Annotated in this window: 11 protein-coding genes; 3 read left to right on the top strand and 8 right to left on the bottom strand. The window is 65.4% G+C overall.

Annotated features, from left to right (window positions below; genetic code table 11):
* Positions 1-30: 30 nt before the first annotated feature.
* A complete protein-coding gene (locus ACIBJI_RS00055) occupies positions 31-804 on the bottom strand; it encodes an NAD(P)H-binding protein (protein WP_364353812.1) in 774 nt (257 codons plus the stop codon).
* A gap of 208 nt (positions 805-1,012) precedes the next feature.
* Between ACIBJI_RS00055 and ACIBJI_RS00050 the strand changes: the two genes are divergently transcribed.
* Positions 1,013-1,402: a hypothetical protein gene (locus tag ACIBJI_RS00050; protein WP_364353815.1), complete on the top strand. Its 390-nt coding sequence runs from the start codon at positions 1,013-1,015 to the stop codon at positions 1,400-1,402.
* Between the two features lie 219 nt (positions 1,403-1,621).
* Positions 1,622-2,653: a hypothetical protein gene (locus tag ACIBJI_RS00045; protein WP_397082539.1), complete on the top strand. Its 1,032-nt coding sequence runs from the start codon at positions 1,622-1,624 to the stop codon at positions 2,651-2,653.
* A 142-nt stretch (positions 2,654-2,795) separates the two neighbouring features.
* Here ACIBJI_RS00045 and ACIBJI_RS00040 read toward each other — a convergent pair whose 3' ends face one another.
* From ACIBJI_RS00040 to ACIBJI_RS00010, 7 genes are all read right to left on the bottom strand, one after another.
* Positions 2,796-3,473 carry a TetR/AcrR family transcriptional regulator gene (locus ACIBJI_RS00040; RefSeq protein WP_396958218.1) on the bottom strand — a complete coding sequence of 226 codons (678 nt, stop codon included), beginning with the start codon at positions 3,471-3,473 and terminating at the stop codon, positions 2,796-2,798.
* A gap of 60 nt (positions 3,474-3,533) precedes the next feature.
* Positions 3,534-4,316 (bottom strand): enoyl-CoA hydratase family protein, encoded by a 783-nt coding sequence (locus tag ACIBJI_RS00035; RefSeq protein WP_397082537.1) that lies wholly within the window; start codon positions 4,314-4,316, stop codon positions 3,534-3,536.
* A 68-nt stretch (positions 4,317-4,384) separates the two neighbouring features.
* Entirely contained in the window at positions 4,385-5,545 is a 1,161-nt protein-coding gene (locus ACIBJI_RS00030; RefSeq protein WP_364353827.1) for an acyl-CoA dehydrogenase family protein, read from the bottom strand.
* Between the two features lie 73 nt (positions 5,546-5,618).
* On the bottom strand, positions 5,619-7,742 hold the full coding sequence (locus ACIBJI_RS00025; protein ID WP_397082535.1) for an acetyl/propionyl/methylcrotonyl-CoA carboxylase subunit alpha: 2,124 nt from the start codon (positions 7,740-7,742) through the stop codon (positions 5,619-5,621).
* 6 nt (positions 7,743-7,748) lie between these two features.
* On the bottom strand, positions 7,749-9,347 hold the full coding sequence (locus ACIBJI_RS00020) for an acyl-CoA carboxylase subunit beta (protein WP_397082533.1): 1,599 nt from the start codon (positions 9,345-9,347) through the stop codon (positions 7,749-7,751).
* Positions 9,344-10,492: an acyl-CoA dehydrogenase family protein gene (locus ACIBJI_RS00015; RefSeq protein ID WP_397082531.1), complete on the bottom strand. Its 1,149-nt coding sequence runs from the start codon at positions 10,490-10,492 to the stop codon at positions 9,344-9,346. The genes ACIBJI_RS00020 and ACIBJI_RS00015 overlap by 4 nt, the downstream gene beginning before the upstream one ends.
* Complete coding sequence (locus tag ACIBJI_RS00010; RefSeq protein ID WP_397082529.1) at positions 10,489-12,201, bottom strand: acyclic terpene utilization AtuA family protein; 1,713 nt, start codon at positions 12,199-12,201, stop codon at positions 10,489-10,491. The genes ACIBJI_RS00015 and ACIBJI_RS00010 overlap by 4 nt, the downstream gene beginning before the upstream one ends.
* Positions 12,202-12,375: 174 nt before the next feature.
* On the opposite strand from ACIBJI_RS00010, the gene ACIBJI_RS00005 reads away from it, so the two are divergent.
* Positions 12,376-12,519: a hypothetical protein gene (locus ACIBJI_RS00005; protein WP_364353843.1), complete on the top strand. Its 144-nt coding sequence runs from the start codon at positions 12,376-12,378 to the stop codon at positions 12,517-12,519.
* Positions 12,520-12,889 lie beyond the last annotated feature (370 nt).

The following is a 12,889-nucleotide window of genomic DNA, read 5'->3' as shown; positions in this document are numbered from 1 at the left end:
CGTGTGCCCCGGGCGATTTTGCGTTGTGGGTCAGGCGTACGTGGCTTCGAGCCACTCGGCGAACGTCGGACCCGCCAATTTCGCGTGCGAACCCGGCAGCAGCCCACCGTTCTCGAACTGCTCACGATCCGGGTTCGCCTCATCACTCGACTCGATAACCTGGGCAGGCGCACCGAGCTTGGCCGCGAGCAAACCGGCCGCACCCGCCATCGTCTCCGGCTGCGGTCCCGCGATCTCAGGGAACGGCCCGTCGAGCGACTCCGGCAACGGGTGCACCGCCAATTCCACCAGCGCTTCGGCCACCGCACGCGCCGCGACCAACTGGGTGCGCATCTTCGGCAGGTATGCGACCTCGCCCTGGGTCCCCCACTGCACCATTACCTCGACCAACTCGTGGAACTGCGCTGCGCGCAGAATCTGCACCGGCAGCGGCCCTTCCAGCAGCGCGGCCTCATGCGCCAGCTTCGCGGCGTTGTATCCGGCGAGCGAACCATCGATGCCGATGATGGACACCACGACCAGCCGCTCGACGCCGGCCTTCTGTCCCGCCTCGTGCAGGTTGCGCGCCGCGGCTCGGAAGAATTCGGTCGCGATGGTCTGATCCGCGGACGGCGTGCTGGACGCATCGATGACGACATCCACACCATCGAGCGCCTCCACGAGCCCGACGCCGGTCTCGATATCCACTCCGTTGGCGCGGGAGAATGCGACGACCTCGTGCCCCTGCTCGTTCAGCACATCCACGACATGGCGGCCCAACCGTCCGGTCGCTCCGGCCACCGCGATCTTCTTGATATTCGACATGATCACCGCTCCTGTTTTCGCTGCGTTGTTCCGCTTTCACAGTGAGGACGACGCAGGGCGATCAAGTGTGACATGCCGTTCCTCGAGATCCCTTGACCTACTTCCTCGAAATCCTCTTAATGCGGCATTCATCCGAAACCCTTTCGCACGCCGCGAACTCCGGGAATGATGATCCAGTCGCGCCAACTTTCGAGCCACCAGGAAAACTGTGAGAAGCATTTCGAGATTCGTCTTAACCGTCATCGGTGCCCTCGTCGCCATCGCGCTCACCGTCGGCTTCGCCTCGACCGCGTCGGCCGCACCGGGCGAATCACCGGAACCGACCGCACCGGTCGCGACCCAGCCGATCGCCGCGGCAACCGAACCGACCCCGCAAGCCGACCTCATCGGCCAGTGCCTGGCACCCGGCGACACCATCGAGGTCAGGACGCTGGTCGGTGGTCTGCTCGGCGCCACTATCGGCGGCATCGCGGGTCTGCCCCTCTTCTTCGTCGGCGCGATTCCGGGATTGATCATCGGCGGACTCCTCGGCGTCCTCATCGGTTCCACCTCCTACGCCGTCGATGAAGGGCACCTTCAGCAGCAAGGCTTGTGCTAGTCACCCGCCCGACAACGTTGCGTCGGCAATCGCCGATGCCCCGTTAGGCCAACAAACACTGTTCCCGCGCACCGATTCGCGCGCCACGCATGATTTCCCCCGCGATTTCGTGCGCGGCGCTACAAAAGGCGCGCGGGAGCGCGTGTTGTTACCGAGGCAACTATTGGACGACGAGCTTGTCCCGAAAGTGGTTGCGCGGCAACGTGTTAGCGTACGAGCATGAGCTCGGGCACTGATCGATTCATAGACGCCGTATTCGACTTCGAACGCGCGGTGCACGCGCAGGACCCAGAAGCACAGCAACAAGCCCACATGGAGTTGCATCGCCTGTACCAATCGGCGACTCCGGAGGAAATGGCGCAGGGCGGAAAACGGCTCGCCGATGTGCTGACAGATGTACCGCCGGGACCGCGAGCCAATATCGCGGTCCTGATCGGCGCGTGCGTCGAAGGTGGCGCGGATCCGGTGGTATGCGCGCCGAGCGTGCTTGCCAATCTCGCCGAATCCCTCGACAGCGCAACCGGATTCGCGCAGCAGTGGGCGACCGCCGATGTCGGCGAAGCCCCCGATCCGGAGCATGTCGAGCTGGACCCGGAACTGTTCGAATACTTCGGCTTCGGCCCGACACTGTCGTGGTGGACGCTCGCCGACTGGAATCGGGCTGCGTTGGCCATGTTGTCGCACAAGGAAGTTCGACAGAAGTTCGGACACTCCGGTCGCGAGATCATCCGCGAGCGGCACGACGCACTCGGCGAAATCTCGGACCGGTGGGATAAATGCCTCGGCTACGCGTTGAGCGTGCTGGACGACGAGCCGGTCATCGTGCTGCACCGCGAGACCAACACCGGCTACGCCATGCGCATGACCGGCATCGGTGACAACTTCCAATTGCACACCCTGCTCGCCGACGCCCTCATCGGCGGCGGGCATATTCCGGGTGAGGCGCCGTCGGCGGAGGCGGTCGCGATGTGCCGCGATGTGCCCGGCATGGTGCACACCACCGGATCGTTCAATCTGGTAGCGCCGGATGGCAGCTGGATCTGGAACGAGGGCACGCCCTCCGATATTCCGGTCGTCGACGGCACCCATCTGCTGGTGCTGGATCCGCCTCCGTACCAACGTAGTTGGCCAGCCGGGCGCTTCTTCCCGAATATGGTCGGCGACCTTACCCTGGAACGGGTGCTCGCCCCGGATGAAACGGCCGCCTGGTTCGAGCGTGTATCACCGGCGAAGGGTCCCGACGAGGAGTAACTGCTGACGCCTTAGCCCAATCGGCGACTCAGCTCCCCCAGACAATCAGCGCCGCCCGCCAACTCGAATCCGCCAGCTCCACCTGGCATCGGCTCGAGCAGAAAATCAGCTCCACCCGGCGGCTCAGCTCCGGCCTGGCAGCTCAGCTCCGGCCTGGCAGCTCAGCTCCGGCCTGGCAGCTCAGCCCGGCCCCAGCTGGGGCGCCGGGCGGTGGGGCGTGCAGTGCGGCGTGTAGCGTGGCCGCCCATTGCGAGACGATCTGTTTGCGGCGCGCCGAGTCATCGGTCAGGACATCGGCCAGACCGAGTCCGCGTGCCATATCGAGTGTGGCTTGAACGAGGTGATGGGTAACCGGATCGTTATCGTCCACGCCCAGCGCCGCCACGGCCCGGCGATGCGATATACGCCCGAATTTGGCCTCCAGCGGCACAATTCGCTCCCGCAGTGCCGGATCGGCCGCCGCATGCGTCCACACCTGCAGCGCCGCTTTGAACAGCGGGCTGGTGTAGGAGTCGACCAGACCGGCCACCACCGCCTCGGTGCGCTCGACCCCGCCAGCCAGCGCGGCCATCGCCAGCGCCTCATCCTTGGACTGCTGGGTGCGGGTGTCGAACATGTACTCGAGTGCCGCGGTGATCAGGTCTTCCCTGGTCGGGAAGTGATGCTGGGCGGCGCCCCGGGACACCCCGGCCCGTTCCGCGACAACCGAGACCGTGGCCGCCGCCCAACCCATTTCGGCCAGGCAGTCGATGGTCGCCTCGAGCAGGCGCTGCCGGGTGATCCGGCTGCGGTCCTGCTTGGGTTCGTGGGGTGTCACCATCAGTTCACTCCGAACAGGCTGGCGGCCGTGGTGGCATTGGTCGTCGGCGAAATCACGGCGCTATTCTGCCCAGGTCGGTGGACGGCGCTGCAAGAAGGCCATCATGCCCTCCTGAACCTCCGGGGTGCCGAAGAAGCTCGCGGAACGTTTCGCCAGCTCCTCGGCGGAGCTGTCGAACTCAGCCAGGATGTCCGCGTTGACCAGTCGCTTGGCCTCGGCGAGACCCTGTGGGGAGCCCTTGCGCAGCTCCGCGCCCAGTCGGGCCACCTCGGCCGCCGGATCGTCGGCGGTGCTGGTGACCAGACCGATCTGCTCGGCGATATCCGCGCCGAACTTCTCGCCGGTGAGGTAGTAGCGACTGGCCGCGCGCGGGCTCAGCCGCGGCAGCAGGGTCAGCGAAATCATGAACGGCGCCAATCCGATTCGCACCTCGGTGAGTGCGAAACTGCTGCCGGGACCGGCGACGACGATGTCACAGGCCGCGACGATGCCCATACCACCTGCGCGCACATTGCCGTCGATCTGCGCGATGATCGGCTTCGGTGTTTCGACGAGCCTGCGCAGTACGCCGATCATCACCCGGGTGCGCTCATCGGCGGCAACGGCCGGATCGGCATTGCCGGCTTCACTCAGGTCGGCGCCCGCGCAGAAGGTATTGCCGGTGTGCGCGAGCACGATGACGCGCACGGCGGGGTCGGCTGCGGCATCGTCGAGGCCCTGCAGCAACTCCGCGACCAGCTGCGAGGACAGGGCATTGCGGTTGTGCGGTGAGTCGAGCGTGAGCGTCGCGAATCCATTACCGACCGCATAGCGCACGTATGGCGCGGTGGATGTCTCGGTCATCGAGCCTCCTGTCGTGGCATCCGATCCCGCCTTCGTCGCCCCGGCATTGGAACGACGCGGGCGGAATATCAGTAGGACTTCGGCAGGCCCAGCGAGTACTGGGCGACGAAGTTCAGCACCATCTCGCGGCTGACCGGGGCGATGCGACCGATGCGGGCGGCCGCGAGCATCGCGGCGAGTCCGTACTCCTTGGTGAGGCCCGCGCCGCCGTGGGTTTGGATGGCTTGATCGAGCGCCTTGATACTGGCCTCGGCCGCAGCGTATTTCGCCATATTCGCGGCCTCGGCCGCACCCATCTCATCACCGGCGTCGTAGAGCGTCGCGGCCTTCTGCATCATCAGCCGGGCCAACTCCACCTCGACTTTCACCGCGGCGAGCGGATGCGAAATACCTTGGTGCGCACCGATCGGCGTCTTCCACACCGTGCGTTCCTTGGCGTATTCGACGGCGCGATCGATGGCGTACCGGCCCATGCCGACGGCCATGGCCGCGCCCATGATGCGCTCCGGGTTGAGGCCCGCGAACAGCTGCATGAGTGCGGCATCTTCCTTGCCCACCAGGGCATCCGACGGCAGGCGCACGTCATCGAGGAACAGTGTGAACTGGTGGTCCGGTTCGATAATGTCCATTTCCTGCGGCGTCTTGACGAAGCCGGGGGCATCGGTGGGCACGATGAACAGTGCGGGCTTGAGCTTGCCGGTCTTGTGGTCCTCGGTGCGCGAAACGATGAGCACGGCCTCGGCTTGGTCCACACCGGAGATGAAGATCTTGCGGCCGTTGAGGATCCAGTCGTCACCGTCACGACGCGCGGTGGTGGTGATCTGGTGCGAGTTCGAACCGGCGTCGGGTTCGGTAATACCGAAGACCATCTTGGCGGTGCCGTCGGCAAGTTTGGGCAGCCACAGCTGCTTCTGCTCGTCGGTGCCGTATTTGGTGATGATGGTGCCGCAGATGGCCGGAGAAACCACCATCAGCAGCAGGCCCGCACCCTGCGCGGACAGCTCCTCCATCACCAGCGCGAGCTCGTACATGCCCGCGCCACCGCCGCCGTACGCCTCCGGCAGATTCACGCCGAGGAAGCCGAGTTTGCCTGCCTCATCCCATAATTCGGTGAGCGGCTCGTTCTTGCGCGCCTTCGGCAGCACATAGTCGCGGAAGCCGTACTTCGCGGCGAGCGCGGCGACCGCGGACCGCAGTGCCTTCTGCTCATCGGTTTCGATAAAGCTCATGCCTGCGCCTCGCTGACGCTCGGCTCCGGCATGCGCTTTCCGCACTGACACATGATTCGTTCGCTTCGCTCTCTCATGAGTTCTCCTGGGATTCGGTGGGATCGACGACGGCGAGCACTGCGCCGACATCGACCTGCTGGCCGACGGTGACATTGAGGGCGCTGAGCACGCCCGTGGCGGGCGCGGAGATGGTGTGTTCCATCTTCATGGCCTCCAGCCACAGAATCGGCTGGCCCTGTTCGAGGGCGCTGCCGACCTCCGCGCCGATGCGAATCACGCTGCCCGGCATGGGCGCGAGCAGTGAACCGTGCGCGACCTGATCGGCCGGATCGCTGAAACGCGGCAGTCTGCGCACCGAAACCGGTCCGAGCGGCGAGTCGACACAGACCAGGTCGCCGTAGCGGGCGATATCGAATTGCCTACGCACCAGACCGCGTTCGCCCGGAACCGAGAGGACCACACGCTCCGGACCCGCCTCTACCAGTTCGAGGCCGTCGTGACCAGCAACCGCGACTCCGGTTCGGGTGAAGCGGTAACCGATGTCATGCGTTGCGCTGGTGCTGCTCTCGTACGACTTGTGCTGCGACTGCGAAGGTAGATTCCGCCAGCCCGCGGGCAGCCCGGCGCCGACCCTGGCCGCCTTCCGGTTCGCCGCGGCATCCGCGAGCGCGGCGGCGACGATGGACAGTGCCTCATCCGCTTCGGACACCAGCGGCGCGGACAGCGAATCCAATCCGTGCGTTGCGAAGAACGCGGTATCGGTGTCCCCGGCCAGGAATGCCGGATGGCGCAGCACCCGCACCAGCAGATCGCGGTTGGTCACCAGACCGTGAATCTTGGCTCGCTGCAGCGCTGTTGCCAACAACCGTGCAGCTTCACCGCGAGTCTCGGCGTAGGAGATGACCTTCGCCAGCATCGGGTCGTAATGCACACCGACGACCGAACCGTTCACCACACCGGTATCCAGGCGTACACCGGGACGGTCGAGAATGTCGAATTCGGTTGCCACCAGCGGGATATCGATCCGATGCACCGTCCCGCTCTGCGGCTGCCATTCGTGCGCGGGATCCTCGGCATACAGCCGGACCTCGATCGAATGCCCACGTAGCGGTGGCGGCGCGGCAGCCAGCTGGCCGCCAGCCGCGACCTCGAGCTGAGTCCGCACCAGATCCAATCCGGTGGTGCATTCGGTGACGGGGTGTTCCACCTGCAGCCGGGTATTCATCTCCAGGAAGAAGAACTCCCCCGCCTCGTCGGCGAGGAATTCCACGGTCCCGGCACCGATGTAGCCGATTGCACCGGCCGCCAGTGTGGCCGCCTCGAACAATCGCTCGCGCATGCTCTGTCCATTGGCCGTGCGCGGGAGCCCTGCGTGGTCACGCTTCGCTGCCGCCTCCGGGCCTGACCCGCGCTCGCCGTCGATCCGCTGGACCAGCGGCGACGGCGCCTCCTCGATGACCTTCTGGTGGCGGCGTTGAATCGAGCATTCCCGCTCGCCGACGGCCCAGATAGTGCCGTTGGCATCGGCCATGACCTGGACTTCGATATGTCGTCCGGTCTCCAGGTACCGCTCGCAGAACACCGTCGGATCGCCGAATGCCGATTCGGCTTCCCTGCGTGCGGCGGCGATTTGGGGTTCCAGGTCGGCGAGCTCGCGCACCACGCGCATACCGCGCCCGCCACCACCGGCGGAGGCCTTGATCAGCACCGGCAGATGCGCCGCGGTGACCTCGGCCGGGTCGAGTTCGGCGAGTACCGGGACTCCGGCCGCATCCATCAACTTCTTGGCAGCGACTTTCGAACCCATCTGCTCGATAGCCTCGACCGGCGGGCCGATCCACACCAACCCCGCCGCCAGCACGGCCTGTGCGAATTCCGCGTTCTCGGAAAGGAATCCGTAACCCGGATGGATCGCATCAGCACCGGTGGCCAAAGCCGCCTCGATGATCAGCTCGCCGCGCAGGTAGGTCTGCGCGGGTGTATTGCCCGCAAGACGTACCGCCGCATCGGCTTCGGCGACATGCGGTGCCGCGGCATCCGCATCGGAATAGACCGCGACGGTACCGAGACCCATGCGACGACAGGTCGCGAAAACCCGACGGGCGATCTCACCGCGATTGGCTACCAGAACATTCGTGATAGGCCCACCCGGCACGCGAGCGCCGACCCTCATCGAATCGCTATGCGATGCTGTCATTTTCCCTCACATCCGGAAGACGCCGAAGCCATCGGCGCCCTTGACTGGGGCATTGTGGATGGCCGACAACGCCATTCCCAATACCGTGCGGGTGTCACGGGGATCGATCACACCGTCGTCATACAGCCGCCCCGACATGAACATCGGCAGCGATTCGGCCTCGATCTGCGCCTCGACCATCGCGCGCATCCCGGCGTCGGCCTCCTCGTTGAACGGAATGCCCTTGGACTCAGCGGACGCACGACCCACGATCGAGATCACACCGGCCAGCTGCGCACCGCCCATGACAGCGGATTTCGCACTGGGCCAAGCGAAGACGAACCGCGGGTCGTATGCGCGACCACACATGCCGTAATGGCCCGCACCGTAGGACGCGCCCATCAACAGCGAAATATGCGGCACCTTCGAATTCGAGACCGCGTTGATCATCATCGCGCCGTGCTTGATGATGCCCTTCTGCTCGAACTCCTTGCCGACCATGTAGCCGGTGGTGTTGTGCAGGAACAGCAGTGGCGTATTGGACTGATTGGCCAGCTGGATGAACTGAGTCGCCTTCTGCGACTCCTCCGAGAACAGCACACCGCGCGCGTTGGCGAGAATACCGACCGGATAACCGTGCAGCTCCGCCCATCCGGTGACCAGGCTACTGCCGTAGAGGGGTTTGAATTCGTCGAAATCGGAGCCGTCGACAACGCGGGCGATCACCTCGCGCGGATCGAACGGAATCTTCAGGTCGGACGGGACAATTCCGAGCAGATCCTCCTGGTCGTACAGCGGCTCGATCACCTCGGCGCGCGGCGCCGGGCCCTGCTTCTTCCAGTTCAGCCGCTTGATAATGGAGCGGCCGATGCGGATGGCATCCTGCTCGTCGACCGCCAGATAATCGGCCAGACCCGAGACGCGCGCGTGCATATCCGCGCCGCCGAGCGATTCGTCATCGGATTCCTCGCCGGTGGCCATCTTGACCAGCGGCGGTCCGCCGAGGAATACCTTGGAGCGCTCCTTGATCATTACCGTGTAGTCGGACATGCCCGGGATATAGGCGCCACCGGCGGTGGAATTGCCGAAAACCAAGGCGATGGTGGGGATTCCAGCTGCGGATGCCCTGGTGAGGTCGCGGAACATCCGTCCGCCGGGCACGAAGACTTCCTTCTGGGTCGGCAGGTCCGCGCCGCCGGATTCGACGAGCCCGATTACCGGTAGTCGATTCTGCATGACGATGTCGTTCATGCGCAGGTTCTTGCGCAACGTCCACGGATTCGACGTGCCGCCGCGCACCGTCGGATCCGGTGCGACGATCATGCATTCGACGCCCTCGACAATGCCGATACCGCACACCACACTCGCCCCGACATGGAAGTCGCTGCCCCACGCGGCAAGTGGGCACAGTTCCAGGAATGGCGAATCCTCGTCGATGAGCAGTTCGATGCGCTCGCGCGCGGTCAACTTGCCCCGCTTACGATGCCGGGCCAACTTATCCGGGCCACCGCCGGCGATGGCCTTGGCGAATTCGGCCTCCACCTCGGCGAGTTTGGTGGTCATGGCCTCGGCCGCGGCCGTGTATTCCGGCGATGCGGTATCGAGGGTGGTGCGTAGTGTCGTCAAGACTGGTACCCCAATCGTTTCGCCGCCAGTCCGGTCAGGATTTCGGTTGTGCCACCGCCGATACCGAGAATGCGGATATCGCGATACTGCCGCTCGACCTCGGATTCGCGCATATAGCCCAGGCCGCCGAACAACTGCACGGCCTGATTGGCCACCCATTCGCCCGCCTCCACGGCGGTGTTCTTGGCGAAACACACCTCTGCGATCAAATCGGTTTCGCCATCGGCACTGCGCTGCACCACATCTCGGGTGTAGACGCGAGCCACGTCGATGCGGCGGGCCATCTCGGTCACCGTATTCTGCACCGCCTGCCTGCTGATCAGCGGGCGGCCGAAGGTCTCTCGATTGCGCACCCAGTCCAGGGTCAGATCCAGGCAGCGCTGGGCCTGTGAATACGCCTGCACCGCAAGCCCGACCCGCTCGCTGACGAAGGCGCCGGCGATCTGATAGAAGCCGGAATTCTCCGGACCGACCAGATTCTGCACCGGCACCCGAACATCCACATAGGACAGTTCGGCGGTATCGGATGCCCGCCAGCCCATCTTGTCGAGCTTGCGGCTGACCGTGAAGCCCGGCATGCCCTTCTCCACCACCAGCAGCGAAATCCCGCCGGAGCCCGGACCGCCCGTGCGCACGGCGGTCACCACGAAATCGGCGCGCACGCCCGAGGTGATGTAGGTCTTGGCGCCATTGACGATGTAGTGATCGCCATCGCGGCGCGCGGTAGTCGTGAGATGGCCGACATCGGAGCCGCCACCCGGTTCGGTAATGGCGAGCGAGCCGATCTTCTCCCCGGCCAGTGTCGGGCGTGCGAAGCGCTCGATCAGGTCTTCGTTACCGGAGGCGATGATGTGCGGTACCGCGATACCGCAGGTGAACAGCGAGGCGAACAGGCCGCCGGAACAACCGGCCTGATGCATCTCCTCGCAGACGATCATGGCGTCGATACCGTCACCACCGGAACCGCCTGCGGATTCCGGGAATTGAATGCCGAGCAGCCCGAGCGCTCCGGCCTTCTTGTGCAGCTCGCGCGGGATCTCGCCGTCGCGCTCCCAGGCATCGAGGTACGGAAGGACTTCTCGCTCGGCGAAACCCCTTACGGTGGCGCGCAATTCGCGCCGTTCCGGTGTATTCCACGGACTCATAGCAACTCCAATGGGATATCAACATGACGCGAGCGCAGCCATTCGCCGAGCCCTTTGGCCTGCGGATCGAAGCGGGCCTGATAGGCCACCCCCTGCCCGAGCAGACCCTCGACAATGAAGTTCACGGCACGCAGATTCGGCAACACGTGTCGGGTAACAGTCAGCGGCGCGGCCTCGGGCAGCAGTTCCTTGATCCGCTGCACCGTCAGCGTATGCGCAAGCCAACGCCACTGCTCATCGGTGCGCACCCACACGCCGATATTGGCATTGCCGCCCTTATCGCCGCTGCGGGCCAGCGCGATCGTGCCCAGCGGCGCTCGGCGAGTTCCGTTGGTGGGCAATGGCTCCGGCAGCTGCGGCTCGGCCACCTCCGCCAATTCCAGAGTGTCCGACGCGGGCGCGATATCGACGCGCGTGCCTTGCGGCAGCACCGCCGCATGCGGCACCTCGGCGGCATCGACGAATCCCGGCGTGTACACCCCATACGGCGAACCATTGCCGGGCAGGCTGGTGAAGTTGGCGCCCGGATAACTGGCCAATGCCAGCTCGACCGCGACATTGGAGAAGGAGCGGCCGACCTTGTTCGGATCCGGATCGCGCACCACGCAGCGCAGCAAAGCGCTCGCCTGCTCCTCGGTTTCGGCATCGGGCCGGTCGAGGCGCGCCAGCGTCCAGGTCAGCTCCGCGGGCCGCACGGGCAGCCAGGACTCCAACTGTCGTTGCGCCAGTGCGGCTTTCGCCTCGATATCGAGGCCGGTGAGGACGAACTCCATCTCATTGCGGAAACCGCCGAGGGTATTGAGCGACACCTTGAGCCGTGGCGGCGGCGCTTCACCGGTCACCCCGCTGATCAACACTCGATCCGGGCCTTCTCGACTCAGCTCGATGCTGTCCAGCCGCGTAGTGACATCCGGCCCCGCATAACGTGCTCCTTGGATCTCGTACATCAGCTGTGCCGCAACGGTATCCACCGTGACCGCACCGCCTGTGCCCTGATGCTTGGTAATGACACTGCTGCCATCCCTGCGCACTTCGGCGATCGGGAAACCCGGCCGTCCGAGATCGGTCAACTCGGTGAAGAACGCGAAGTTACCGCCGGTGGCCTGTGTACTGCACTCGATGACATGTCCGGCCACGACCGCACCGGCAAGCTGGTCGTAATCGGTTCGCCCCCAACCGAAATGGGCGGCGGCCGGGCCGACGATCACCGAGGCGTCGGTGACCCGACCGGTGACCACGATATCCGCGCCCGCATTCAGACATTCGACGATGCCCCAGGCACCGAGATAGGCATTGGCGGTCAGCGGCGACCCGAGGCCGAGTTCGCCCGCCCGGCTGAGCAAGTCGTCACCCTCGACATGCGCGACCTTGGCATCGAGTCCCAGATCCGCGGCGACCTTGCGTAGTTTCTCCGCGAGCCCGGCCGGGTTGAGGCCGCCCGCATTGGTGACGATCTGAACATTGCGTTCCAGCGCCAGCCCGAGGCAGTCCTCGATCTGCCGGACGAAGGTCTTGGCATAGCCGAGGCTGGGATCCTTCATCCGGTCGCGGCCGAGGATCAGCATGGTCAGCTCGGCGAGATAGTCCCCGGTGAGCACATCGAGTTGCCCGCCCTCGAGCATCTCCCGCATGGCACTGAGCCGATCACCGTAGAACCCGGAGCAGTTGCCGATTCGGATCAGCTCCGGATCGGCGGCCAGCATACTCATCAGCTGGAAGGCCCTCCTGTGCGGCGAACCGTCCCGGCGCGCCGCGTTGCGCCGCCGGTGAAGTCCGCGTTCCGGGTCCAGCATCACACCGGATCCAGAAAAAAGCAAGCATGCGTGCTTGTTAATTGCTCCCGCGCTTATCAGCGGACAGGATGCGCGAGGCAGAATGACCAGATGTCGTCCGTCATCCTGTTCGCGCTGGCCGGGTTCCTGCTGGGCGGGGCCTACTCCACCTGGAAGACCGCCCGCCCACTCGCCATCGCCCTCATGGTGCTCGCGGTACTAGCCGCCGCGGGTGCGGTCGTCTGGTTGATGTAGGTCCCACTCAACCACCACGGAGCGCGTCTTACGAGCAACGTCCGCGGCCCGTCTCACGTCCGTTGACCGAAGCGCACGCACCGCAGGCTCGAGGCCCCACCGCTGCACGAGCGCACCCCCGACGCCGAACGCCCCACACAGGCGACCACCACGGAACGCGTCCTACGAGCAACGTCCGCGGCCCGTCTCACGTCCGTTGACCGAAGCGCACGCACCGCAGGCTCGAGGCCCCACCGCTGCACGAGCGCACCCCCGACGCCGAACGCCCCACACAAGCGACCACCACGGAACGCGTCCTACGAGCAACGTCCGCGGCCCGTCTCACGTCCGTTGACCGAAGCGCACGCACCGCAGGCTCGAGGCCCCACCG

The sequence above is a fragment of the Nocardia sp. NPDC050408 genome (genome assembly GCF_044458905.1).
Classification (GTDB): domain Bacteria; phylum Actinomycetota; class Actinomycetes; order Mycobacteriales; family Mycobacteriaceae; genus Nocardia.
Note: the sequence above shows the minus strand (reverse complement) of the source record. Positions and strands in the feature narration are given on the sequence as shown.